The sequence below is a fragment of the Streptomyces sp. NPDC058052 genome (assembly GCF_042885515.1).
Classification (GTDB): Bacteria; Actinomycetota; Actinomycetes; order Streptomycetales; family Streptomycetaceae; genus Streptomyces.
Genome location: NZ_JBHVRX010000005.1, coordinates 11647 through 36249, shown reverse-complemented (window position 1 = coordinate 36249; position 24603 = coordinate 11647). Strand labels below are relative to the sequence as shown.

23 protein-coding genes are annotated in these 24603 nt (G+C 73.8%); 9 read left to right on the top strand and 14 right to left on the bottom strand.

Translation table 11 applies throughout. The features are described 5' to 3' along the window. Positions 1–128: 128 nt before the first annotated feature. The 3 genes from ACFVU3_RS09005 to pdhA are packed head-to-tail and all read right to left on the bottom strand — an operon-like array spanning position 129 to position 3738. Positions 129–1553, bottom strand: coding sequence for a dihydrolipoamide acetyltransferase family protein (locus ACFVU3_RS09005; protein WP_390064984.1), 1425 nt, complete (start codon positions 1551–1553; stop codon positions 129–131). After that, positions 1553–2590, bottom strand: a complete 1038-nt coding sequence (locus ACFVU3_RS09000) for an alpha-ketoacid dehydrogenase subunit beta (RefSeq protein WP_390064982.1) — start codon at positions 2588–2590, stop codon at positions 1553–1555. The genes ACFVU3_RS09005 and ACFVU3_RS09000 overlap by 1 nt, the downstream gene beginning before the upstream one ends. After that, positions 2587–3738 carry a pyruvate dehydrogenase (acetyl-transferring) E1 component subunit alpha gene (gene pdhA, locus ACFVU3_RS08995; RefSeq protein WP_390064980.1) on the bottom strand — a complete coding sequence of 384 codons (1152 nt, stop codon included), beginning with the start codon at positions 3736–3738 and terminating at the stop codon, positions 2587–2589. Before pdhA ends, ACFVU3_RS09000 begins: the two co-directional genes overlap by 4 nt. Positions 3739–3924: 186 nt before the next feature. Between pdhA and ACFVU3_RS08990 the strand changes: the two genes are divergently transcribed. After that, positions 3925–4491, top strand: coding sequence for an Lrp/AsnC family transcriptional regulator (locus ACFVU3_RS08990; protein WP_390064979.1), 567 nt, complete (start codon positions 3925–3927; stop codon positions 4489–4491). 311 nt (positions 4492–4802) lie between these two features. Here ACFVU3_RS08990 and ACFVU3_RS08985 read toward each other — a convergent pair whose 3' ends face one another. Together ACFVU3_RS08985 and ACFVU3_RS08980 are read right to left on the bottom strand one after the other, a co-directional pair. Then, positions 4803–5393, bottom strand: coding sequence for a TetR/AcrR family transcriptional regulator (locus ACFVU3_RS08985; protein WP_390064977.1), 591 nt, complete (start codon positions 5391–5393; stop codon positions 4803–4805). After that, positions 5390–6922 carry a 3-hydroxyacyl-CoA dehydrogenase gene (locus ACFVU3_RS08980; RefSeq protein ID WP_390065451.1) on the bottom strand — a complete coding sequence of 511 codons (1533 nt, stop codon included), beginning with the start codon at positions 6920–6922 and terminating at the stop codon, positions 5390–5392. Before ACFVU3_RS08980 ends, ACFVU3_RS08985 begins: the two co-directional genes overlap by 4 nt. A 196-nt stretch (positions 6923–7118) precedes the next feature. Here ACFVU3_RS08980 and paaN point away from each other — a divergent pair, with 196 nt between their 5' ends. Further along, entirely contained in the window at positions 7119–8816 is a 1698-nt protein-coding gene (paaN, locus tag ACFVU3_RS08975; protein WP_390064975.1) for a phenylacetic acid degradation protein PaaN, read from the top strand. A 123-nt stretch (positions 8817–8939) separates the two neighbouring features. On the opposite strand, the gene ACFVU3_RS08970 is transcribed toward paaN, so the two are convergent. From ACFVU3_RS08970 to ACFVU3_RS08960, 3 genes are read right to left on the bottom strand one after another with little or no spacing between them, the layout of a single operon-like run. Continuing rightward, positions 8940–9617: a TrmH family RNA methyltransferase gene (locus tag ACFVU3_RS08970; RefSeq protein WP_390064974.1), complete on the bottom strand. Its 678-nt coding sequence runs from the start codon at positions 9615–9617 to the stop codon at positions 8940–8942. Further along, positions 9614–10897, bottom strand: a complete 1284-nt coding sequence (locus ACFVU3_RS08965) for an HTTM domain-containing protein (RefSeq protein WP_390064972.1) — start codon at positions 10895–10897, stop codon at positions 9614–9616. Before ACFVU3_RS08965 ends, ACFVU3_RS08970 begins: the two co-directional genes overlap by 4 nt. Next, complete coding sequence (locus tag ACFVU3_RS08960; RefSeq protein ID WP_390064970.1) at positions 10894–11589, bottom strand: DUF5819 family protein; 696 nt, start codon at positions 11587–11589, stop codon at positions 10894–10896. The genes ACFVU3_RS08965 and ACFVU3_RS08960 overlap by 4 nt, the downstream gene beginning before the upstream one ends. Before the next feature lie 162 nt (positions 11590–11751). Here ACFVU3_RS08960 and paaA point away from each other — a divergent pair, with 162 nt between their 5' ends. The 6 genes from paaA (at position 11752) to ACFVU3_RS08930 (ending at position 16599) form a co-directional block, all read left to right on the top strand. Next, entirely contained in the window at positions 11752–12765 is a 1014-nt protein-coding gene (paaA, locus tag ACFVU3_RS08955; RefSeq protein ID WP_390064968.1) for a 1,2-phenylacetyl-CoA epoxidase subunit PaaA, read from the top strand. Beyond that, entirely contained in the window at positions 12762–13049 is a 288-nt protein-coding gene (gene paaB, locus ACFVU3_RS08950; protein ID WP_390064966.1) for a 1,2-phenylacetyl-CoA epoxidase subunit PaaB, read from the top strand. Before paaA ends, paaB begins: the two co-directional genes overlap by 4 nt. Beyond that, positions 13046–13810, top strand: a complete 765-nt coding sequence (gene paaC / locus ACFVU3_RS08945) for a 1,2-phenylacetyl-CoA epoxidase subunit PaaC (RefSeq protein WP_390064964.1) — start codon at positions 13046–13048, stop codon at positions 13808–13810. Before paaB ends, paaC begins: the two co-directional genes overlap by 4 nt. After that, complete coding sequence (gene paaD / locus ACFVU3_RS08940; RefSeq protein ID WP_390064962.1) at positions 13804–14307, top strand: 1,2-phenylacetyl-CoA epoxidase subunit PaaD; 504 nt, start codon at positions 13804–13806, stop codon at positions 14305–14307. Before paaC ends, paaD begins: the two co-directional genes overlap by 7 nt. Beyond that, the gene (locus ACFVU3_RS08935) at positions 14308–15369 is read left to right on the top strand and encodes a 2Fe-2S iron-sulfur cluster-binding protein (protein ID WP_390064960.1); all 1062 of its coding nucleotides are present in this window, start codon (positions 14308–14310) and stop codon (positions 15367–15369) included. A gap of 96 nt (positions 15370–15465) precedes the next feature. Further along, positions 15466–16599 carry an acyl-CoA dehydrogenase family protein gene (locus tag ACFVU3_RS08930; RefSeq protein ID WP_390064958.1) on the top strand — a complete coding sequence of 378 codons (1134 nt, stop codon included), beginning with the start codon at positions 15466–15468 and terminating at the stop codon, positions 16597–16599. A gap of 62 nt (positions 16600–16661) precedes the next feature. Here ACFVU3_RS08930 and ACFVU3_RS08925 read toward each other — a convergent pair whose 3' ends face one another. From ACFVU3_RS08925 to ACFVU3_RS08910, 4 genes are all read right to left on the bottom strand, one after another. Continuing rightward, on the bottom strand, positions 16662–17003 hold the full coding sequence (locus ACFVU3_RS08925; protein WP_031003026.1) for a rhodanese-like domain-containing protein: 342 nt from the start codon (positions 17001–17003) through the stop codon (positions 16662–16664). A gap of 50 nt (positions 17004–17053) precedes the next feature. Next, positions 17054–18061 carry a hypothetical protein gene (locus tag ACFVU3_RS08920; RefSeq protein WP_390064956.1) on the bottom strand — a complete coding sequence of 336 codons (1008 nt, stop codon included), beginning with the start codon at positions 18059–18061 and terminating at the stop codon, positions 17054–17056. Between the two features lie 184 nt (positions 18062–18245). Then, positions 18246–19691 carry a DUF2252 domain-containing protein gene (locus ACFVU3_RS08915; protein ID WP_390064954.1) on the bottom strand — a complete coding sequence of 482 codons (1446 nt, stop codon included), beginning with the start codon at positions 19689–19691 and terminating at the stop codon, positions 18246–18248. A 172-nt stretch (positions 19692–19863) separates the two neighbouring features. Then, positions 19864–21012: a hypothetical protein gene (locus ACFVU3_RS08910; protein ID WP_390064952.1), complete on the bottom strand. Its 1149-nt coding sequence runs from the start codon at positions 21010–21012 to the stop codon at positions 19864–19866. 110 nt (positions 21013–21122) lie between these two features. On the opposite strand from ACFVU3_RS08910, the gene ACFVU3_RS08905 reads away from it, so the two are divergent. Continuing rightward, entirely contained in the window at positions 21123–21641 is a 519-nt protein-coding gene (locus ACFVU3_RS08905) for a MarR family winged helix-turn-helix transcriptional regulator (protein WP_390064950.1), read from the top strand. A gap of 252 nt (positions 21642–21893) precedes the next feature. Here ACFVU3_RS08905 and ACFVU3_RS08900 read toward each other — a convergent pair whose 3' ends face one another. Further along, positions 21894–22574 (bottom strand): response regulator, encoded by a 681-nt coding sequence (locus ACFVU3_RS08900; protein WP_390064949.1) that lies wholly within the window; start codon positions 22572–22574, stop codon positions 21894–21896. 40 nt (positions 22575–22614) lie between these two features. Further along, entirely contained in the window at positions 22615–24408 is a 1794-nt protein-coding gene (locus ACFVU3_RS08895) for a sensor histidine kinase (protein WP_390064948.1), read from the bottom strand. Positions 24409–24603 lie beyond the last annotated feature (195 nt).

Here is a 24603-nt window from a genome sequence, read left to right as displayed (position 1 = left end):
GCCCCGGCCCGGTCTCCCGGCGAGACGGGTCGAGGCCGTCCACGCCCTTCCGCGGCCCCGTGCACGGACGGCCGGCCCTCGCGGACCGGCCGGTTCGTACGCGTCGCCGCGGGGCCGCGGGGCCGCTCTCAGACCGTGCGCAGCAGCACCGCGGGCTGCTCGACGCAGTCCGCGACGTACCGCAGGAAGCCGCCGGCCGTGCCGCCGTCGCAGACCCGGTGGTCGAAGGTGAGCGAAAGCTGCACCACCTGACGGACGGCCAGTTCGCCCTGGTGGACCCAGGGCTTGGGGATGATCCGGCCGACGCCGAGCATCGCCGCCTCGGGGTGGTTGATGATCGGCGTGGAGCCGTCCACCCCGAACACCCCGTAGTTGTTGAGGGTGAAGGTGCCGCCGGTGAGGTCTGCCGGGGTGAGCGTGCCCTGCCGGGCCGACTCGGTGAGCCGGCCGAACTCCTCGGTCAGCGACTCCGCGGTCCGGGTCCCGGCGTCCCTGACCACGGGGACGACGAGCCCGCGCGGGGTCTGCGCGGCGAAGCCGATGTGCACTCCGGGCAGCCGGACGATCTCGCGGGCGGCCGTGTCCACGGTCGAGTTCAGCTCGGGGAAGCGGGACAGGGCGTGGGCGCAGATCCGGGCGAGCAGCGCGAGGAGCGAGATCTTCGGCCCGCCCGCCGCGTTCATCGCCGCCCGCGCGGCCATGAGTTCGGTGGCGTCGGCGTCCACCCAGCAGGTCGCGTCGGGGATCTCGGTACGGCTGCGGGAGAGCTTGTCGGCGACGGCTCCGCGCAGCCCGCGCAGCGGGATCCGCTCCCCGGTCGACGCGGCGGACGCCGCGGGGACGACCGCGGCGGCGGGCGCCACGGGCGCGGGCGTCGCGCGGGCGGTGAGGGCCCGCTCGACGTCGGCGCGCAGGATCAGGCCCTCGGGACCCGAACCGCGCACCTCCCGCAGGTCGAGGCCCTGATCGCGGGCCAGCTTCCGCACGAGCGGGGAGATGACCGGGACCGGTCCCTCGGGCGCGGCGACGGCGACCGTCGCCACGGGGGCGGGCGCGGCGGGGGCCACGGGGGCCGCCGCCCGGGCCGTCGGGGCGGGACCGGCCGTCGCGTTCGGCGTGGGATGCGCGACGGCCGGGGCCTGGGGGCGGATGCGGCGCCGGCGGGCCGCCGGGCCCGCGGTGCCGTAGCCGACGAGCACGTTGCCCGAGTACTCCGAGGAGACGGCGGCCTCGGCGGACCCCGCCGCCCCGGCGGCGGCCGGCTGCGCCTGCGGGGCGGGCGCGGCGGCCGTCGCGTCGGCGGCGGAGGCGCCGACCGCGACCGTCAGGAGCGGGGCGCCGACGGGCAGTTCGGTGCCCTCGTCGCCGAAGCGGGCGGTGACCACGCCCCCGTACGGGCAGGGCACCTCGACCATCGCCTTGGCGGTCTCGACCTCGACGACCGGCTGGTCGATCGCGACGACGTCGCCGACGTCCACCAGCCAGCGGACGATCTCGGCCTCGGTGAGTCCCTCACCGAGGTCGGGGAGCTTGAACTCCAGGACCTGGGCCATCAGTTCCCCGCCTCCCACTGGAGCCGCGCGACCGCGTCCAGGACCCGGTCGACGCCCGGCAGGTGGTGCCGCTCCAGCATCGGCGGCGGGTAGGGCAGGTCGAAGCCCGCGACCCGCAGCACCGGGGCCTCCAGATGGTGGAAGCAGCGCTCGCTGACCCGGGCGGCGATCTCGGCGCCGGGGCCGGCGAAGCCGCCGGACTCGTGGACCACGACCGCGCGGCCGGTGCGCCGCACCGACGCGGCGACGGTCTCGTCGTCGAAGGGCACGAGCGAGCGGAGGTCCAGGACCTCCAGGTCCCAGCCCTCTGCGGTGGCCGCCTCGGCGGCCTCCAGGCAGACCGGCAGCGAGGGTCCGTAGGTGATCAGGGTGGCGCTGGTGCCGGGCCGGCGGACCACGGCCCTGCCGATGGGCTCCACGCGCGCGGGTGCCTCGGGCGACCAGTCGGACTTCGACCAGTAGAGCCGCTTGGGCTCCAGGAAGACGACCGGGTCGTCGGAGGCGATGGCCGCCCGCAGCAGCCCGTAGGCGTCCTCGACGGTCGCCGGGGTGACCACGTGCAGGCCAGGGGTGGCCATGTAGTAGATCTCGGAGGAGTCGCTGTGGTGCTCGACGCCGCCGATCCCGCCGCCGTACGGCACCCGGATGACCATCGGCATCGGCATCGCGCCGCGCGTCCGGTTCCGCATCTTCGCCACGTGCGAGACGAGCTGCTCGAACGCCGGGTAGGCGAACGCGTCGAACTGCATCTCCACCACCGGGCGCAGGCCGTACATGGCCATGCCGACGGCGGTGCCGAGGATGCCCGCCTCGGCCAGCGGCGTGTCCGTGCAGCGGTCCTCGCCGAACTCCTTGGCGAGCCCGTCGGTGACCCGGAAGACCCCGCCGAGGGTGCCGACGTCCTCGCCCATCACGTGGACGGTCGGGTCCTCGGCCATCGCGTCGCGCATGGCGCGCTGGAGCGCCTGCGCCATGGTGGCCGGCTTGGTCCGGCCCGCCGCCTTGGCGGCCGCCGCGCCGGTCGTCGCCGTCGTCATCGGCTCTCGTCCTCCGCTTCGAGTTCGGCCCGCAGCTGCGCCGCCTGCTCGCGCAGCTGCGCGGTCTGCTCGGCGTACACGTGCGTGAAGAGGTCCATCGGGTCGAGCACCGGGTCGGCGTTCATCCGCTCGCGCAGCTCCGCCGCCATCGTCTCCGCGGCCTCGGCCGCCGCCCTCCGGCCCTCGTCGTCGAGCAGGCCGCGCGCGGTCAGCTCCCTTTCGAGGAGGAGCACCGGGTCGTGCGCCCGCCAGGTCTCGACCTCGCCGTCCGCGCGGTAGCGCGTGGCGTCGTCGGCGTTGGTGTGGGCGTCGATCCGGTAGGTGATCGCCTCCACGAGGGTGGGTCCGCCGCCGCGCCGCGCGCGGGCCACGGCCTCGGTGAGGACCTGGTGCACCGCGACCGCGTCGTTGCCGTCCACCAGGCGGCCCGGCATGCCGTACCCGACGGCCTTGTGGGCGAGCGAGGGGGCGGCGGTCTGCTTGGCGAGCGGCACGGAGATCGCGAAGCCGTTGTTCTGCACGAAGAAGACGACCGGCGCCTGCCAGACGGCGGCGAAGTTCAGCGCCTCGTGGAAGTCGCCCTCGCTGGTGCCGCCGTCGCCGACCATGGCGAGCGCGACCACGTCGTCGCCCTTCAGCCGGGCCGCGTGGGCGAGGCCCACGGCGTGCGGCAGCTGGGTGGCGAGCGGGGTGCACAGCGGCGCGATGCGGTGCTCGCGCGGGTCGTAGCCGGTGTGCCAGTCGCCGCGCAGCAGGGTCAGCGCCTGCACGGGGTCGAGGCCGCGGGCGACGGCCGCGAGGGTGTCCCGGTACGACGGGAAGAGCCAGTCCCGCTCCTCCAGGGCGAGGGCGGCGGCGATCTCGCACGCCTCCTGGCCGGTGGTGGACGGGTAGACCGCGAGCCGGCCCTGCTTGGTCAGGGCGGTCGCCTGTGCGTTGTACCGGCGGCCGCGGACCAGCTCCGCGTAGAGCCGGCGCAGCAGCGCGGGGTCGGCGTCGGCCACCGCGTCCGTGCCGAGCACGCGCAGCGGCTCGGCGTCGGGCAGCAGCGGGGCGGGATCGGTCCGCGGCCGCCAGGCCGGCGGCGGCGTGGGCCGGTAAGCCGTGTCGGCGAGCGGCTCCTGGACTGTCGAACTGCGCTGTTGCAACGAGTCCACCTCCTCGTGGGAGCGGGCATAAGACCCGAAGGCGGGTGGCGCGGGTGTGGCGCGCCTCACCTACCGATTGTTCGGTCGTGGAGGCATTTTGGCTACAGGCACCTCCAGCCTGTGGACAAACGGTTCTCCACAGCCTGGGATAGAGGCAGGTCGTCCACCGGAGAGAGGCGGGGGGACATGGCGGATGAACAAATGGCCGTCGCCCGGGGCGGTGCCCCGGACGACGCGGCGGCGGACGTCACGGGTGAGGTGCTGATCGCTCCCTCGGACGCGCCGGCGCACGCCGCCCCGGCACGCCCGCTGGACGCGATAGACCGGGACATCCTGCGACTGCTCCAGACGGACGGCCGCGCCTCGGTGCGGTCCGTGGCCGAGCGGGTGCACGTCTCCCGGGCCAACGCGTACGCCCGGATCAACCGGCTCATCGACGACGGCGTGATCCGCGGCTTCAGCGCCCGGGTCAACCACGAGCGGGCGGGCCACGGCGCGTCCGCCTACATCACGCTCAAGATCGTCCAGAACTCCTGGCGCACGGTCCGCGAGCAGCTCAAGGCACTCCCCGGAGCCGCGCACATCGCGCTGGTCAGCGGCGACTTCGACGTCCTGCTGCTGGTCCACACGCCGGACAACAGGACCCTGCGCGAACTGGTCCTCACCCGTCTCCAGGCGATCCCGGAGGTGCTCTCCACCCGCACCCTGCTCGTCTTCGACGAGATGGACCTGAACGCCGACCCGAGGCCCTGACGGCCCCGCGCGGGCACGCGAAAGGGGGCTCCGGGGGTTCGACATCCCCCGGAGCCCCCTTCCCGCGCCTCAGCCCCCCTCAGGGCCGCCCCAGGGCCTCCAGGGGGCCGGGGACCGCCCGGGGCCGCGGGATCCGTCCCGGGGCGAGCCATGGCCTCCGGGGGCGCCCAGGACCTCTCCCGGGGCCGATGCCGGTCCCCGAGGGCCTCTCCCGGGCCGTGCCGGTCCCCAAGGGCCTCTCCCGGGCCGATACCGGCCCCCAGAACCTCTCCCGGGCCGTTCCCGGTCCCCCAGAGCCTCCCGGGGTCGTCTCAGCTGGCCTTCCGCAGCCCGTCGAAGGCCAGGTGGGCGACGGTCTCGGCGAGCTGGTCGCGCTCCGTCTGGTCCGGATGCGGCCGGTACCACTCCACCAGCGAGTTGATCATGCCGAAGAGGAGCCGGGTCGCCAGCCGGATGTCCACATCGGACCGCAGGTCGCCCTCGGCCGCGGCCGCCCCGAGCAGCTCGGCCACCCGGTGGTCGAACTCGCGGCGCCGCTCCATCGCCCACCGCTCGGTCGCGGTGTTGCCCCGCACCCTCAGCAGCAGCGTCACGTACGGCAGCTCCGCTATCAGCACCTCGACGGTCCGCCGGGTCACGTACTCGACCCGCTCCACCGCCCGGCCGCGCACCGCGCCCGGCTCGTCGAGGATCGCGAAGAGCCCGTCCAGCGCCCGGCTGACCGCCCGGCGCAGCAGCTCCTCCTTGCCCGCCACGTGGTGGTAGATCGAGGACTTGGAGATCCCGGCCGCCTTGGACAGGTGCTCCATGGACGTGCCGTCGTAACCGCGCTCGTTGAACACCCTCACCGCGACCGAGAGCAGCGTCTCGGGGGTGTACGTGTCGCGTCGGGCCGTCGTCATCGGGCCTCCTCCGCTTCCTCGGTGTAGCCGCGGCGCACCAGGCCGACGGCCGGCGCGTACCGGCCCGTCGGGTACCGCTCGTGGAGCTGCCCCAGCAGGGCGCACACGCGCCGGTACCCGATCTTCTCCGCCCACTCCAGCGGGCCGACGGGGTAGTTCACACCGAGCCGCATCGCCGTGTCGATGTCCTCGGCGGTGGCGACGCCCCGGTCGACGGCGTCGACCGCGAGGTCCACCAGCATCGCGACCGTCCGGCCGACGATCATGCCGGGCACGTCGCCGATGACGGAGACCTGCTTGCCGATCGCCTGGAAGAGGCCCACGGCCTCGGCGACGGCGTCGGGGGCGGTGCCCTCCCGGACCGACAGGACGATCCGGGTCGCCGCCGCGTAGTCCAGAGCGAGGTCGAAGTAGGCGATCTCCTCCTGGTGGAACTCGAAGGAGCTCTCGCCGTCCACGAGGCAGAGCTTCATCCCGGTCGGCAGCTCGATGAAGCCGTCGCCGCGCTTGCGGCGGACGACGACCCCCGCCTCCTCGAAGAGCCCCGCCAGCGGCGCGGCCGGCCCGAGGTCGCCGCGGACGATGATCCGTTCCGGCGCCTTCGCGGGCGGCTCGGTCCGCGGGGCGGGCCGTTCGGCACCCTCCTGGTACGGGAACCAGCCGTGACCCGTCTTGCGGCCCAGCCGCCCCGACTCCACGAGCCTGCGCTGCGCCAGCGCCGGCGTGAACTTCGGGTCCATGAAGAAGGACTCCCAGACCGAGCGGGTCACGGCCTCGTTGACGTCCTGGCCGATCAGGTCGGTCAGCTCGAACGGGCCCATCCGGAAGCCGCCGCTCTCGCGCAGCGCCGCGTCGACGGTCGCCGGGTCGGCGCCGCGCTCCTCGTACACGCGGAATGCCTCCGCGTAGAAGGGGCGGGCGATCCGGTTGACGATGAAGCCGGGGGTGTCGGCGCAGCGCACCGGCGTCTTGCCCCAGCCCAGGACCGTCTCGTACGCGCGCGTGGCGGCGGTCTCGTCGGTGGCGAAGCCTCGGACGACCTCGACGAGGGGGAGCAGCGGGGCCGGATTGAAGAAGTGCAGGCCGACGAAGCGGCCGGGCAGCCGCAGCCCGCCGGCGATGGCGGTGACGGAGAGGGAGGAGGTGTTGGTCGCGAGGAGGGCGTCGTCCGCGACGGTCTTCTCCAGGTCGGCGAAGAGCCGCTGCTTGACCGCGAGGTCCTCGACGATCGCCTCGACGACGAGGGCCGCGTCGGCGAGCTCGGCGAGCTCCTCGGCCGCGCGGAGCCGCCCGCCGGCTTCCTCGCGGACGGCGGCGTCGAGCCTGCCCTTCTCGACGAGGCGGTCGAGGCGGGCGCCGATCGCGGCGACGGCCTCGGCGGCCCGGCCGGGCGCGCTGTCGTAGAGCCGTACGGGATGGCCGGCGACCAGCGCCACCTGCGCGATCCCCTGGCCCATGGTGCCGGTGCCGACGACGGCGACCGTCCGGTCCCGCTCGATCGCCTCGCCCGCGGCGCTTGCGTCGTCCATGGTGGCGCTCCCCCTGACGGTCCCGTCGGCCTGCACGGCGGCACGTGTGTCGGCGCTGCTGTCGGCGCTCATAGGAGTGATCCTCCCCGATGGGTTTTCCACAGGATCGACGGACCCCCTTGTCCCGACCGATCGTTCGGTTACTCTAACTCCGTACGCGTCTCCCTGCCCAGCTCGACGAGGAGTTGGTCCATCCATGGCCACCGCCCAGCCGACCACCGACGTTCTGGCCGCGAAGCACCGGTCCACGCTCGATCAGGCCCTCGCCACCATCCGCAGTCGCGCCTACTGGTCGCCGTACCCGGAGCACCCGAAGGCGTACGGGGCGGACGGCTCGCTCGACGCCGCCGCCGGCCTCGCCGCCCACCAGGCGGTGCTCAACGGCCGCTTCGACCTCGACCAGCCCGGCACCGACGGCTGGACCGGCGGCGAGATCTCGCCGTACGGCCCCGAGCTGGGCGTCGAGTACCCGCACGCGGACGTCGACGTGCTGCTGCCCGCCATGCGCGCCGGCCTGCCCGCCTGGCGCGACGCGGGGCCGGAGACGCGCGCCCTGGTCTGCCTGGAGATCCTGGCCCGGATCTCGGCCCGCACCCACGAGTTCGCCCACGCCGTCATGCACACCAGCGGCCAGGCGTTCATGATGGCGTTCCAGGCCGGCGGCCCGCACGCCCAGGACCGCGGTCTGGAGGCGGTGGCGTACGCGTACGAGGAGCAGACCCGGACCCCCGCCGGCCGGTCCGCCTGGTCCAAGCCGCAGGGCAAGCGGGACCCGCTGGAGCTGAGCAAGGAGTTCACCGCGGTCGGCCGCGGCGTCGCCCTGGTCATCGGCTGCAACACCTTCCCGACGTGGAACGGCTACCCGGGCCTGTTCGCCTCCCTGGCCACGGGCAACGCGGTCCTGGTGAAGCCCCACCCGCGCGCGGTCCTCCCGCTCGCGCTGACCGTGAAGGTCGCCCGCGAGGTCCTCGCCGAGTCCGGCTTCGACCCGAACCTGGTGGCGCTGGCCACCGAGCGTCCGGGCGAGGGCATCGCCAAGACCCTGGCGGTCCGCCCGGAGATCCGGATCATCGACTACACCGGCTCCACCGCCTTCGGCGACTGGCTGGAGGCCAACGCCCGCCAGGCCCAGGTCTACACGGAGAAGGCCGGCGTCAACACGGTGCTGATCGACTCCACCGACGACTACAAGGGGATGCTGTCCAACCTGGCGTTCTCGCTGTCGCTGTACAGCGGCCAGATGTGCACCACCCCGCAGAACCTGCTGATCCCCCGCGACGGCATCACCACCGACCAGGGCCCCAAGTCGTACGACGAGGTGGTGGCCGACCTGGCCGGCGCGGTCGGCGGACTCCTCGGCGACGACGCCCGGGCCAACGCGCTGCTCGGCGCCCTGGTCAACCCGGACGTGAAGGCCCGCCTGGAGGCGGCCGCCGGACTGGGCGAGGTGGCCCTGGCCTCCCGCGAGGTCGCCAACCCGGACTTCCCGGAGGCGGTCGTCCGCACGCCGGTCATGGTGAAGCTGGACGGCTCGAAGCCGGACGCGGAGGCCGCGTACCTCTCCGAGTGCTTCGGCCCGGTCTCCTTCGCCGTCTCGGTGGACTCCACGGCCGACGGCCTGGAGCTGCTGCGGCGCACGATCCGCGACAAGGGCGCGATGACGGTCGGCGCGTACACGACGTCCGAGGCCACCGAGCGGGCCGTGGAGGAGGTCTGCCTGGAGGAGTCGGCGCAGCTCTCGCTCAACCTGACGGGCGGGGTGTACGTGAACCAGACGGCCGCGTTCTCCGACTTCCACGGTTCGGGCGGCAACCCGGCGGCGAACGCCGCGCTGTGCGACGGCGCCTTCGTCTCCAACCGCTTCCGCGTGGTCGAGGTGCGCCGCCAGGCGTGACCGCGCGGGCCGTCCCCGGTGCCGCGTGGTCCGGCACCGGGGACGGCTTCGGAGATCAGGCCCCCGGGATCAGGACCGCAGGATCAGGACCCCGGGGTCAGGACTCCGAGTCAGGACTCCAGGTCAGGACTCCGGGATCTCCGCGTAGCGCTGCACCCACGCGTGCATGGCGATCGCGGCGGCCGCCCCGGCGTTGATCGACCGGGTGGAGCCGAACTGGGCGATCGAGCAGACCGTCGTCACGTGCCGGCGGGCCTCCTCGGTCAGCCCGGGCCCCTCCTGCCCGAAGAGCAGCACGCAGCGGCGGGGCAGCACGGTCCGCTCCAGCGGCACGGAGCCGGGCAGGTTGTCGATGCCGATGATCGGCAGGCCCTCGGCCGCCGCCCAGGCTGTCAGCGCCTCGGTGTCGGGGTGGTGCCGCACGTGCTGGTAGCGGTCGGTGACCATGGCGCCGCGCCGGTTCCAGCGCCGCCGCCCCACGATGTGCACCTCCTTGGCCAGGAAGGCGTTGGCGGTCCGCACCACCGACCCGATGTTGAAGTCGTGGCCCCAGTTCTCCACGGCCACGTGGAAGTCGTGCCGGCGGGTGTCCAGGTCGGCGACGATCGCCTCCCGCGTCCAGTACCGGTACTCGTCCACGACGTTGCGCCGGTCGCCCTCGGCCAGCAGCTCGCGGTCGTAGCGCGGGTCCTCGGGCCACGGCCCGGCGTGGGGGCCGACACCGACCTCGGGGCCGTACCCCTCGTCGTACTGGAGCGGCTCGGCCCCGGCCGGTACGGGGTGTTCTTCGGTGGTGCTCACCCGACGAGGGTACGGGGAGCGGCCTCCCCGCCCGTCTCCCCGCCGGCCGCCCCCTCGGGGGGCTCCCCGGCGGGCCGCTGCGGGGGCAGCTCCGGCGCGGCGGGCTTCCGCCGCAGCAGCCGGTCCCGGCCCCGAGCCACGCGCGCGCCGAGCCACACCAGGAAGACGGTGGGCAGGAAGACGGCGTCGGCGGCGATCATCGCCATCGAGAAGGCCGGCAGGCCGAGCAGGACCGCGATGCCGGCGTGCTCCAGCATCATCACGACGAGCAGGACGTTCTTCACCTTGCGCTTGAAGAGCGTGAAGGGGAAGGCGACCTGCACGATCACGGTGCCGTAGCTGAGCAGCATGACCATGATCCCGCTGGAGGCGAGGATCTCGGAGAGCCCCGGCCAGGGCGTGAAGTAGTTCAGGTGCAGCGGGTAGAAGAGCGCGGTGCCGTCCTGCCAGCGCGAGCCCTGGATCTTGTACCAGCCTGCGGTGGCGTAGATCAGGCAGACCTCGGCCATGAGGACCGTGAGCGCCGCGTTGTGGGCGAGGTTGGCGAGGACGTCCAGGAGCACGCGGGGCTCGCCCGGCGCGTACTGCTCCACCAGCCACCACAGGCCCTGGCCGAGCCAGAGGACCCACAGCAGCACGTACATCCACCACTCGCCGGTGACCGGGCTGAACCAGGTCGCGGCGACCAGGAACCCGCCGAGGACGATCCAGAGGAGCGGCCCCGCGAGCTCGACCCGCGCGGCGGCGTTCCCGCCCGCGGCGGCCTTCCGGGCGGCCCGCCGGGCGTCCAGGGACCACACCTGCCCGCAGCGGGTCAGCGTGAGGTAGATCGAGACGAGGTGCACCACGTTGTCGCCGCCGTCGCCGAGGAAGACGGACCGGTTCTGCAGCGACAGCGCGCCGACCATGAAGACCACGGAGACGGCCCGGGTGTGCCAGCCGACGAGGAGCAGCGCGGCGGCGACGACGGCGAGCCCGTAGACCACCTCGAACCAGAGCCGCCCGTCGGACCACATCAGGACGGTGAAGGCCCGGTTGTCGGCGATCAGCCGGCTGGCCAGCTCGAACGACCAGGGCGCGTCGGGGCCGTACATCTCGTGCCGGTGCGGGAACTCCCGCAGCAGGAAGAACAGCCAGGTCAGCGAGAAGCCGATCCGGACGATCGCGGTCTGGTACGGGCCCAGCGCGCGCGAGGTGACGGTCTGCGCCGCCCGGGCCAGCTTGCGGTCGAAGGGCACGCGCGCCGGGGCCGCGGCCGGTGCGGGGCGGGGGGCGGTCATCGGCTCGTCTCCGTACGGCTGCGGTCGGCGTCGGTGATCTCCCACCAGGGCATGACGCTGGTGGAGGGTTCGGTGGAGCGCTTCTCGGTGCTCCAGTGCGGGGCCGCCACCGGCCGGACGACCCGGCGGAGCTGGATCCGCTCGACGGTCCCGCCGACGTCCGCGCGTGCCTCCGGGCCCTCGATGCGGGGCAGCACGATGCGGCGCATGTACGCCTCCGACAGCCGCCCGCGCATCCCCTTGGGGCGGCCTTCGTCGTCGTGCGCGTTGCCGTACCAGTCGATCGCCCGGCGCAGCATGTTCTGCTGGGTGTGGCTGGGGAAGACGTTGCCCCGGATGTCCTCGACGTCCTGCGCCGTGAGGTCGATCCAGCCGGTGGTCCGCTTGGCGCCGGAGGCGTCGGCGACCTCGGCGCGGACCTCGACGGAGACGTTCTGCTGGAGCGGATTGGGCGCGAAGAGCTTCCAGTTCTGCTCGAACTCGGGGTAGATCCAGTCGTCCACGGCCTGTCCGTGCTGCTTGGTGACCGTGTTCGACGGCGCCACGTGCAGGAAGACCATGGCCAGGTGCAGGCAGGAGAGGACGGCCACGGCGGCGAGCGCCACCGCCGCCACCACCTGGTACGGCATGGACAGCGACAGGATCCCTCCGGCCGGCCGCCGCTCCGCGCTGCCGTCGATGTGCGCGCTCATCCCACCCCGATCCCGGGCTTCCCGACCCGATCCCGTCCCGCCGGTGACCCGCTCGTCTGCGCCTCGAACGGAGCAGGCGGTTATCCACAGGGTTGACACCATACGGGCCGCCGACCCACCATTGAAGTCATTCAACCGAACGATCGGTCGGTAGGGGGTCCGATGACCGCAGGGACGGCAGGGACGGCAGTGACCGCGGAAGCGCCCGGCACAGACGCCGCGGACGCGGCGGCGCAGGCCGCCCGCGAGGCGGTGTTCGACACCGCGGTCGCCGCCGACGAGCGCATCGAGCCGCGCGACTGGATGCCGGAGGCGTACCGCGCCTCCCTCGTACGCCAGATCGCGCAGCACGCCCACTCCGAGATCATCGGCATGCAGCCCGAGGCCAACTGGATCACCCGCGCGCCCTCGCTGCGCCGCAAGGCCATCCTCATGGCCAAGGTCCAGGACGAGGCCGGCCACGGCCTGTACCTCTACAGCGCCGCCGAGACCCTCGGCGTCAGCCGCGACGAGCTCCTCGACAAGCTCCACACCGGCCGCCAGAAGTACTCGTCGATCTTCAACTACCCCACCCTGACCTGGGCCGACGTCGGCGCCATCGGGTGGCTCGTCGACGGCGCCGCCATCACCAACCAGGTCCCCCTCTGCCGCTGCTCCTACGGCCCCTACGCCCGGGCCATGGTCCGCGTCTGCAAGGAGGAGTCCTTCCACCAGCGCCAGGGATACGAAGCCCTGCTCGCCCTCTCCCGCGGCACCGAGGCCCAGCACGCCATGGCCCAGGACGCGGTCGACCGCTGGTGGTGGCCGTCCCTGATGATGTTCGGCCCGCCCGACGACGAATCGACCCACACCGCACAGGCGATGGCCTGGAAGATCAAGCGCCACACCAACGACGAACTGCGCCAGCGCTTCGTCGACATCGCCGCCCCGCAGGCCGAGGCCCTCGGCCTCACCCTCCCCGACCCCGACATGAAGTGGAACGAGGAGCGCGGGCACTACGACTTCGGACCCATCGACTGGGCCGAGTTCTGGGACGTGCTCAAGGGCAACGGCCCCTGCAACGACCAGCGGATCACCAAGCGCCGCCAGGCCCACGAGGACGGCGCCTGGGTCAGAGAGGCCGCCGCGGCCTACGCGCGCAAGCACACCGGACAGCACGGGGAGGCACAGGCATGAGCAGCGACACTTGGCCCCTGTGGGAGGTGTTCGTGCGCTCCCGCCGAGGGCTCTCCCACACCCACGCCGGCAGCCTCCACGCCCCCGACGCGGAAATGGCCCTGCGCAACGCCCGGGACCTCTACACCCGCCGGATGGAGGGCGTCTCCCTCTGGGTCGTGCCCTCCGCCGCCATCACCGCCTCCTCCCCGGACGAGAAGGACCCCTTCTTCGACCCGGCCGCCGACAAGGCGTACCGGCACCCGACCTTCTACGAGATCCCGGAGGGGGTGAAGCACCTGTGACCACCACCGACACCACCGGCACCACCGGCACCCCCGGTACGGCCACCGACCCGGCGGTCACCGCCGCCGCCCTCGCCCTCGGCGACGACGCCCTCGTCCTCGCCCAGCGCCTGGGGGAGTGGGCCGGCAGCGCCCCCGTCCTGGAGGAGGAGGTCGCCCTCGCCAACATCGCGCTCGACCTCCTCGGCCAGGCCCGCGTCCTGCTCTCCCTCGCCGGTGACGAGGACGAGCTCGCCTTCCTCCGCGAGGAGCGCGACTTCCGCAACGTCCAGCTGGTCGAACAGCCCAACGGCGACTTCGCCCACACCATCGCCCGCCAGCTGTACTTCTCCACCTACCAGCGGCTCCTCTACACGGCCCTGGCCACCGGCGACACCCCGCTGGCCGGCCTCGCCGCCAAGGCCGTCAAGGAAGTGGCCTACCACCAGGACCACGCCGAGCACTGGACCCTCCGCCTCGGCGACGGCACGGAGGAGAGCCACCGCCGCATGCAGACGGCCTGCGACGCCCTCTGGCGCTACACCGGCGAACCCTTCCAGCCCCTCGACGGCCTCGGCCTCGACACCACCGCCCTCGAAGCGGCCTGGCTGGACTCCGTCACCGCGGTCCTCACCCGCGCCGGCCTCACCGTCCCCGAAGGCCCCCGCACCGGCGCCTGGCGCGCCGGAGCCGGCCGCGAGGGCCTCCACACCGAATCCTTCGGCCGGATGCTCGCCGAGATGCAGCACCTGCACCGCAGCCACCCGGGGGCGACATGGTGACCACCACCGCCACCCCGCTCGAAGCGGAACTGGCCCGGATCGCCGGCGCCGTCCTCGACCCCGAGATGCCCGTCCTCACCCTCGCCGAACTCGGCGTGCTGCGCGGCGTCCAGGTCACCGGCCCCGGCCGCGTCGAGGTCGCCCTCACCCCCACCTACACCGGCTGCCCCGCCGTCGAGACGATGTCCACCGACATCGAGCACGCCCTCCACGAACACGGCATCCCCGAGGTCACCGTCGTCACCGTCCTCGCCCCGGCCTGGTCCACCGACGACATCACCGAGGAAGGCCGCCGCAAGCTCAGCGAGTTCGGGATCGCCCCGCCCCGCCCGCAGGGCCCCGCCGGCGGACCCGTCGCCCTCACCCTGGCGATCCGCTGCCCCCACTGCGGCTCCACCGACACCGAACTCCTCAGCCGCTTCTCCTCCACCGCCTGCAAGGCCCTGCGCCGCTGCACCGCCTGCCGCGAACCCTTCGACCACTTCAAGGAGCTGTAGATGTTCCATCCGCTCCCGGTGAGCCAGGTCGAGCGGCTCACCGACGACTCCGTGGCCGTCACCTTCGCGGTCCCCGACGACCTCCACGAGACGTTCCGGCACCGCCCCGGCCAGCACCTCGCCCTGCGCCGCACCGACGAGGCCGGCCAGGAGATCCGCCGCACCTACTCGATCTGCTCCCCCGCCGCCCCGGCCGGCGAGCGGCCCGAACTCCGCGTCGGCATCCGCCTCGTCGACGGCGGCGCCTTCTCCACCTGGGCCCTCAAGGAACTCACCCCCGGCCACACCGTCGACGTCATGGCCCCCACCGGCCGGTTCGTCCTCGACCCGCGCCCCGGCCACTTCGCCGCCGTCGCCGGCGGCAGCGGCATCACCCCGGTGCTCTCCATGGCCGCCACCCTCCTCGACCGCGAACCCGAGGCCCGGTTCTGCCTGATCCGCAGCGACCGCACCGCCGCCTCCACGATGTTCCTCGACGAGGTCGCCGACCTGAAGGACCGTCACCCCGACCGGTTCCAGCTCGTCACCGTCCTCTCCCGCGAGGAGCAGCAGGCCGGACTTCCCTCCGGACGCCTCGACCAGGACCGGCTCACCGCCCTCCTGCCCGCCCTCCTCCCGGTCGGCACCATCGACGGCTGGTTCCTCTGCGGCCCCTACGGCCTCGTCCAGGGCGCCGAGCGGGCCCTGCGCGACCTCGGCGTCGACCGGACCCGCGTCCACCAGGAGATCTTCCACGTCGACGACGGCTCGGGCCCCGCGCCCGTCCCCACCGCCGACACCCCCGCCCACGCCACCCTCACGGCGACCCTCCACGGCCGCTCCGGCACCTGGCCCGTCGAGCGCGGCGAAAGCCTCCTCGACACCGTCCTCCGCTCCCGCGCCGACGCCCCCTACGCCTGCAAGGGCGGGGTCTGCGGCACCTGCCGCGCCTTCGTCGTCGGCGGCGAGGTCCGCATGGACCGCAACTTCGCCCTCGAACCGGAGGAGACCGACGCCGGCTACGTCCTGGCCTGCCAGTCCCACCCGGCCACCCCCGACGTGGAGCTGGACTTCGACCGCTGACCCCATTCCCTTCCTCTAGAACCTGTTCTATCTTGACGGCCCGTCGGCGAAGCGCCGCCCGACGGGCCGCCGGAACAGCAACGGAAGGACAGGGCCATGGACTTCACGTTCACCGAGGAACAGCAGGCGGCCGCGGAGACGGCCCGGACCGTCTTCGCCGACGTCGCACCCGACGCCGTACCCAGCCCCGCCCTCACCCCGACCGCCGTCGCCGACGACCTCGACCGCGCCCTGTGGCAGCGCCTCGCCGCCACCGACCTCCTCGGACTCCTCGTCGCACCCGAGCACGGCGGCACCGGCCTCGACCCCGTCGCCCTCTGCCTCGTCCTGCGCGAGTCCGCCCGCGTCCTGGCCCGCGTCCCCCTCCTGGAGACCACCGCCGTCGCCCACGTCCTCCAGCGGCACGCCCCGGCCGACACCGCCGCCGCGCTCCTGCCCGAGGTCGCCGCAGGCCGGCTCGTCCTCACCGCCGCCGCCCACGGGACCACCGGCCACGAACCCGCCGAGCGGGCCGTCACCGCCCGCCACGACGACACCCACTGGATCCTCGACGGCACCGCCGACCACGTCCCGTGGGCCCACCACGCCGACCTGACCGCCGTCCCCGCCCAGACCGCCGACGGACGCCCGGTCCTCGCACTGCTCCCGCGCGACCACGCGGGACTCACCCTCGACACCCAGTACGGCACCCACGGCGAACGCCTCGCCCGGCTCCGGCTCGACGCCGTACGCCTCCCCGCCGACCGCGTCCTCGACTCCGCCGACGCCTGGCCGGCGCTTCGCGCCCTGCTCACCACCGGGACCTGCGCGCTCGCCCTCGGCCTCGGCGAGCAGGTCCTCACCATGACGAGCCAGTACACCGGGAAGCGCGAACAGTTCGGCCACCCCGTGGCCACGTTCCAGGCGGTTGCCGTCCAGGCGGCCGACCGCTACATCGACCTCCGCGCGATGGAGGCCACCCTGTGGCAGGCCGCCTGGCGCGTCTCCACCGCCGCCGAGGCGGCCCTGCCCGTCGAGGCGGACCTCGCCGTCGCGAAGATCTGGGCCGCGGAGGGCGTCCGCCGGGTCGTCCAGACCGCCCAGCACCTGCACGGCGGCTTCGGCGCCGACACCGACTACCCCCTGCACCGCTACCACGCCTGGGCGAAGTACCTCGAACTCTCCCTCGGCCCGGCCGCCGCCCACGAGGAGACCCTGGGCGACCTCATCGCCGCACACCCCCTGGGCTGAGCGGCACCGGACGCGCCGAGCCTCCTACCGGGTGCGCCGGGCCTCCTACCGGTCCCGCCGGCTCAGGCGACGAACCCGGGACCGCTGTCCGACACCACCGGACGCCCGGCGCCCTCCCAGGCCACCATCCCGCCGTCCACGTTCACCGCGTCGTACCCCTGCTGGACCAGGTACTGCGTGACCTGCGCCGACCGGCCGCCCACCCGGCACATCACATAGGCGCGGCCGTGCTCGGCGAGCTGCTCGCCGACCTCGGCGAACCGCGCCACGAAGTCACTCATCGGCACGTGCAGCGCACCCTCGACCCGCCCGGCCGCCCACTCGTCGTCCTCCCGCACGTCCAGCACGAGGGCATCGGCGGGCACGGACGCGGCGGGCACCGACGGCAGCGGGGCGAAACTCATGACACTGACCTTCTCTCGTGTACGGCGGAACCGCCTCGACCTGGAAAAACCTACTGCACCAGCGTGGCCAGCTCGGCCTCACGCTCGGACACCTGACCGCGCAGCTGCTCGGCGATCTCCTCCAGGAGCCGGTCCGGATCCTCCGGCGCCAGCCGCAGCATCGACCCGATCGCGCTCTCCTCCAGCTCCCGCGCCACCACCGACAGCAGGTCCTTGCGCTGCGCCAGCCACTCCAGCCGCGCGTACAGCTCCTCGCTCTCGCTCAGCCGCTCCTCGGCCGGGGCGGGACCCGCCTCCCACTCGGCGGCGAGCTCCCGCAGCAGCCCCTCGTCGCCGCGCGCGTAAGCGGCGTTCACCCGGGTGATGAACTCCTCCCGCCGCTTCCGGTCGTCGTCCTCACGCGCCAGGTCCGGGTGGGCCTTGCGGGCCAGCTCGCGGTAGAGCCGCCGCACCTCCTCGCTGGGCCGCACCCGCTGCGGCGGCCGCACCGGCCGCTCGGTCAGCATCGCGGCCGCCTCGGGGGAGATCCCCTCGGAGTCGATCCAGTCGTCGAAGAGCACCTCGACGCCCGGCAGCGGCAGCACCGCGGCCCGCGCCTCCTGCGCCCGCCGCAGATCCTCCGGGTCACCGGTCCGCGCGGCCCGCGCCTCCGCGATCGACGCGTCCAGCTCATCGAGCCGCGCGTACATCGGCCCCAGCTTCTGGTGGTGCAGCCGCGAGAAGTTCTCCACCTCGACCCGGAAGGTCTCCACGGCGATCTCGAACTCGATCAGCGCCTGCTCGGCCACCCGAACAGCCCGCTCCAGCCGAGCCTCCGGCCGCTCCGCCCCGACGCCACCGGCCTCGGGCTCGGCCTGCGACTCCGCCCCGGCCTCCGGACGCGCCTCGGCACCCGAATCCGCCTGCGGCTCGGCCTCCGGCTCCGGGTGGGACACCGGACCCGACTCCGCCGCACCCGACGCCACCGCGGCCGACTGCGACATCGACTGCGGATCCGACTGCGAATCCGGGTTCGGCTCCGGCTCCTGGCCCTGGCCCTGGTCCTCGCTCACGTTCACGCCCGCCCACGTCCTCGTTCCGGCCCGACCCCTCAAGCCTAGGTCCTCACCGGGGGGCCTCCCCCCTCCCTCCCCCTCCCTCCCCTCCCCCGTTCTGCGCGAGATCCCAGACGCACCCTGACGTCGGCCGCCCGTCAGCCGCCTCAGGCCACCCCGCTCACCAATCGCCGCCCCCGGTGGTCCGTCACACGCCCAGTTCGGCGGCCAGGCGTCCGGTGCGGATGGCGGTGAGCAGGTCGGCGTGGTCCTCGGTGGTGCGGTCGGCGTAGGCGACCGCGAAGGCGGCGACGGCCTCGTCGAACTCCTCGTTCTTGCCGCAGTAGCCGGCTATCAGGCGCGGGTCGGCGCTGTGGGCGTGGGCTCGGGCGAGGAGCGCGCCGGTCATGCGGCCGTAGTCGTCGACCTGGTCGGCGGTGAGGGCGGCGGGGTCGACGCTTCCCTTGCGGTTGCGGAACTGGCGTACCTGGAAGGGGCGCCCGTCGACGGTGGTCCAGCCGAGCAGCATGTCGCTGACGACCTGCATGCGCTTCTGTCCGAGGACGACGCGGCGGCCCTCGTGGCCGGCGTCGGGGACGGCGAACCCGGCGGCGGGCAGATGGGGCAGGAGCACGGACGGCCGGGCTTCCTTCACCTGGAGGACGAGCGGTTCGCCCCGGTGGTCGAGGAGCAGGACGACGTAGGAGCGGGTGCCGACGCTGCCGGTGCCGACGACCCGGAACGCGACATCGTGGACGGTGTACCGGGCGAGGAGCGGGCGGCGGTCCTCGGAGACGGTCTCCAGGTAGTCGCCGAGGGCGGCGGTGACGGCCGCGGCCTCGGTGTCGGGCACCCGGCGCAGGACCGGGGGCGCGTCGACGAAGCGGCGTCCGCCGCCGTCGGTCTCGGCGACGGCCTCGGTGGAGCGGGCGGCGAACCGGGCGCTGGTGTTGTTGCGGGCCTTGGCGGAGACGCGCTCCAGGGTGCCGAGGAGGTCGCGGGCGTCCGTGTGGGAGACAAGCTCCTCGTCGGGTATCGCGTTCCAGGCGTCGAGGGCGGGAAGGCGGGCGAGCAGCCGCATGGTGCGCCGGTAGGCGCCGACGGTGTCGAAGGCGGCGGACCGGCAGGTGTCCTCGTCCGCGCCGACCACGCGGCCGGCGAGGACGAGGGAGGTGGCGAGCCGCTTGAGGTCCCATTCCCAGGGGCCGACGGCGGTCTCGTCGAAGTCGTTGAGGTCCATCACGAGCCGGCCGCGGGCGTCGCCGTAGAGGCCGAAGTTGGCGGCGTGGGCGTCGCCGCAGAGCTGGGCGGCGATGCCGGTGACCGGGGTGCCCACGAGGTCGTGGGCCATGAGCCCGGCGGATCCGCGCAGGAACGCGAAGGGGTTCGCGGCCATCCGGCCGACACGGATGGGGGTCAGACCGGGGACGCGGCCGCGGCTGGACTCCTCGACGGCGCGGACGGCGTCGGGGCGTCCGGCGGGGAGGGTGAGCTCCGCGTGGGAGGCACGGGGGACCGCGGCGCGCAGTTCCTTGCCGCGCGCCTTGGGGGAGTGCTCCGTGGTGCCGCGCCGGGCGAATCCGGGCACGTGCGGGATGCGCTCCCCGTCCGTTCCTCCACGCTGTCCCGGCACGACGGCCTGGCTCTCGTCCATGGGACGACCTCCCCCGATGACTGGTCGGACGACGGGTCCGACACCTTCCGGGCCTGACGGTACAGCCGGTCTTGATCGTCCGTCTCCCCCTGTGGACAACGACCTGTGGACAACCGTCGGCCCCCTGGTCGGACAACCCCCGACCTCGGTCGGACAGCCCCAACGCCTCTGGTCAGACGGCCACGGCCTCCTCCATCTCCTCCTCCGCCTCCTCGGTCCCGGGCTTTGCCGCCGCGGTCCTGCCCTCGCCGCCCACGGCCGCGGTCCTGCCCTCGCCGACGGGTCCCGCGGCCGACGCCGGGGCGGGCGCAGGGACGGGCGCAGGAACGGCCGCCGCGTCCGCCGCCGCCTTCCGCTGGGCCTCGGTGCGGCCGGCCACGGTGACGAGGACGGCTCCGGCGAGGAACCAGAGGGCGAGGACGAGAACGTTGCCGCCGAGGGCGTGCCCGTCGAAGTAGACGTGGCTGCGGATGCCCTCGACGAGGCCGGCGCCGTTCCAGAAGGCGTGCAGGGAGCCGAAGAAGCCGGGCTGGAGCTCGGGCCGGTAGATGCCGCCGGAGCTCGTGAAGTTGAGCATGACGAAGAGGACCATCACGGCGAGCGTGGTCCAGCGACGGAGGTAGGTGTGGAGGCCGATGCCGATGAGGAGGATGCCGGCGGCGTAGAGCCAGGAGAGGGCCCAAACGCCGGCGAGGCCGTGGTCGACGAGGTGGAAGACGGGGCCGGCGAAGAGGGTGCCGATGAGGCTGACGACGAGGGAGGTGCCGGCGGCGAGGAGGGCACGGACGCGCAGGGGGAGGGCGGCGCCCGCGGCTCCGATGACGGCGACGGAGGCGTACGCGCCGATGCTGACGGCGACGAGGAGGAAGAAGACGCCCTGGCCGGTGGGGTCGCCGGAGGCGGTAGGGGCGAGGTCGGTGACCTTGAGGGGGGCGTCCTGGCCCGCGGCGACCTGGGTGAAAACCTTCTCGACGGCCATGGCGCTGGTGTCGGAGGAGGCGGAGGCGACGAGGAGTTCGGGGTGGTCGCCGGGGATGTAGGCGCCGTAGCTGTCCTGCTGGTGGAGGGCAGTGGCGGCGGTGGCCCGGTCGGGGACGGTACGGACGTCGAGGGCGCCGGCGCCCTTGTCCTGGAGGGTCTGGGCGAGGACCTGGGCGGCGGGCCCGGAGCCGACGACGTCGACGCGGAGGTCGTGGGGCTGGGGGGCGTGGAAGGCGCCGAGGTAGGCGAGGCCCATGCCGAGGCACATGAGGAGCGGGGTGAGGAGGTGCCCGAGGACGTGCCGCAGGGCGCCGGCGGTGGGGTTCGGTCCTGTGGACACCGTGGCCTCCGAAAACGTTGATCGACCATTGGTTGGCTTTTACAACCAAAGAACCGTTGTACTATACAACTGAAACCCCGCACGGGGCGAACGCGGCAAGGGAGCCCCACATGTCCGACTCCGACATCGGCACCGCCGCCGACGCGGCCGCCGGTCACGACACCGCCGCCGACCCCGGCACCGAGCCGCCGCGCGAAGCCTCCGTGGACGTCATCCAGCGTGAGCTGACCGCTTTCGCGCGCCGGGCGCGCGCCGCCGCGGCCCGGGTCCACCCGGAGCTCCCGCTCGTCTCGTACACGCTCCTCGCCCACATCGAGGAACGGCGCGGCTGCCGCGCCACGGATCTCGCGGCGCACTACCTGCTGGACAAGTCGACGGTCAGCCGCCAGCTGGCGGGCCTGGAGAAACTGGGCATGGTGGAACGCCGGCCGGCTCCCGAGGACCACCGGGTCCAGGTGCTGCACCCGACGGAGGCAGGTCTCGCGGTGCTCGCCACGGCCCAGGCCAACCGTCTCGCCGCCTACCAGGAGCGCCTGAAGGACTGGTCGAGCGAGGACCTGGCCCGCTTCGCCGGCTACCTCCTCCGCTACAACGCCGCGGGCCCCGCCGGCCTCCCCGACCCCCACTGACCCGCGACCACCCCGCCGACCCAGCGACCCCGCCGACCCAGCGACCCCGCCGACCCGCGACCCCGCCGACGCGCGACCACCCCGCCGACCCGCGACCCCGCCGGCCCGCGCCGTCCACAGACCCGCGCCCACTGACCCGCGCCTGCCGACCCGCGCCCGCCCGCGCAGCCCGCGCCGCCTCCGTCCCGCCGCGCCCCCACCGGCCGGTCGCCCCACCGAGCGGCAGGTCACTCCATCCGGCGCCCGCCCCCGCTACAGCCCCGCGTCGCGGGCGAGGAGGGCCGCCTGGACCCGGTTCTCGCACTGCAGTTTGGCGAGGATCCTGCTGACGTACGTCTTCACGGTGGCCTCGCTCATGTGGAGGCGGCGGCCCGCGTCGGCGTTGGAGAGGCCCTCGCCGAGGAGGGCGAGGACCTCGCGCTCCTTCTCGCCGAGCGCGGCGATCCGTCCGCGGGCCTCTTCGGCGCGGGCGGTCTCGCGGCCGGAGGCGAGCCGTTCGACGACGTGCCGGGTCGCCGCGGGCGAGAGGTAGGCGTCGCCGGCGGCGGTGGCCCGGACGGCGCCGATCAGTTCGGCGGGGGCGGTGTCCTTCAGCAGGAAGCCGGCGCTGCCGTGCTCCAGCGCCCGCAGGACGTTCTCGCGCTCGCCGAAGGTAGTCAGGACGATCACCCGCGCGCCCGGTGCGGCCCGGCGCAGTTCGGGGAGGGCGGAGAGCCCGTCGAGGACGGGCATCTGGATGTCGAGCAGCACGACGTCGGCGGCGTGCGCGCGGGCCGCCTCGACGGCCTCGCGCCCGTTCGACGCCTCGGCGACCACATGGATGTCCGGATCGGAGTTGAGGATCATCCGGATCCCCGCCCTGATCAGCGGCTCGTCGTCGGCCACCACGACCTTGACGGTCCGCCCGGACCGTCCCGCCTGCCCTGACAGCACTGCGCCTCCCCCAACGCCTCGGTACGGGCCGGCCGTGACGCTACTGCCTCACCTCGTACGCCTTCTTCTCGATCAGCTTGCCGTCCTTGAAGCAGAACCGGAAAACGGGCTCCGTGTCGAAGTCGTCGCTCATCTCCGTGGAGAGGAGGGCGAGGCAGTCGGCGCCCTTCGGTTCGGGCGGCGCGCCCTTGCCCGCCGTGGCCATGTTCGCGAGGGAGTCGCCGTCGGGCAGCATCGCCCGGACGTCCTCCTCCTCCATGCCGACCTCGATCGACGCGTACTTCGACGGGGCGACCATCGCGTCCTGGACCGATCCGACGAAGTAGTACAGGCCGGTGCCGGCCGCGACGACGAGAACGACCAGCGCCGCGAAGGCGATGCCGCAGCCCAGTGCGACCGATCCTCCGGTGCTGCGGGTCTTGCCCCCGTGCAGTGCCATCGCCAACTCCCGTTCCGTGAAGGTCCAGTCGGGCTGCCCGACCGGTGCGGAACGACCTTCTCGGCCGAAGGGCCTCGTCGACTGCTGCCGGAAGTCGTCGGCCGCGTCGACCAAAGCCGCCGATTCTCCGGTCGGCGCGGAGCCGTACGGCAGCATTCCGGCGACCCGGAAGCCTCCGCCGTCGGCCGGTCCCGCGTGGCACATGCCGCCGACGAGCCGGGCCCGTTCGACCAGTCCGGCCAGGCCCTGGCCGCCGCTGACGACGTCCTTCGCGGGGCCCGCGGGCGGCTCCTCGTTGAAGATCTCGACGACGAAGGTGTCGGGCTCGTAGCGCAGTTCGACGCTGATGGCGGCGCCGGGGGCGTACTTGTAGGCGTTGGTCAGCGCCTCCTGGGCCATGCGGTACGCGGCGTGCCCGGCGGCCGGCTCCAGGGGCCGCTCGTCGCCGATCCTCCGCAGCTCGACGTGGGTCCCGGCGGCGCGCGCGGAGGCGACGAGTCCTTCGATGCCGGCGATCCCCCGGGCTGCCCGTCCGCTCTCGTCGCCGGCGCCCACCGGGCCGGTGTCGGGGTCGGCGGCCTCGGTGCCGTCCCGGAGTATGCCGACGACCTCCCGCAGTTCGTGCATGGCGGTCACGGAAGCGTTCCGGAGCACGCCGACGATCTCGCGCTGCCGCTCGTTCAGCCCGCGGTCGACCTCCAGAGCGCCGGTGTGCACGGCGATCAGGGCGAGTTGGTGGCCGAGGCTGTCGTGCATGTCCTGGGCGATGCGCTGCCGCTCCCGCAGCCGCGCGTTCCGCCCGATCATCGTCCGCTCGCGCACCAGCCGTACGTTGCGCTCCTGGAGGGCGTGCAGGAGGGTGCGGCGCTGGGCCCAGTAGCGGTGGGCGAGTCCGGGGGCGAGGGTGGTGCCCAGGTAGTACAGGGTCGCCATGAAGGCGACGGTGAGCATCCGGTGCTGGTCCCAGGAGACGAGCAGGGTGGCCGCGACGTCGAGCACGTAGGCGGCGATGAACGCGTGCAGGGCCCGGCCGACGCCGACGATGTGACCGCCGGCGGACCAGCCGAGGACGAGCAGCAGCGGGCCGAGGCCGGGGACGACGGGGCTCAGCGCGGCGGTGACGACGAGCACGGTGGCGGGGAACCGGCGGCGCAGGAGCGACAGCACGGCCGAGGCGGCGGCGACCGCGGCGAGCTGCCATCCCTCGCCGCCCAGCAGTTCCTCGGTGCCCGCGGCGAGCAGCGCGACGACGGCGGTGAGGGCCGCTTCGCCGACCGTCCTGCGCCGCGACCATTCCCCGGCGGGCACGAGCCACCGCCACGCGGCGGCCGCCTCGGCTCCGAACCCGCGCCCGGCCCCCGCCCTCGGCGTCGTTCCCACACTCGTCGCTTCCACGCTCGCACCCTAGGCAGCGGCCCTCCCCCCGGACGTCCCTCTTTCGTCGCGACCCGCAACGACGAAAGACGAAAGGTCAGAAAGACATCGGCGGGAGGAGAGTCAGGGAAGGACGAGCGACCGGAAGGGACGAGCGAACAGGAGGGGGAGCGTCCGCCGTGTGGAGTGCCCGGAAGGGGGAGCGTCCGCAGTGGG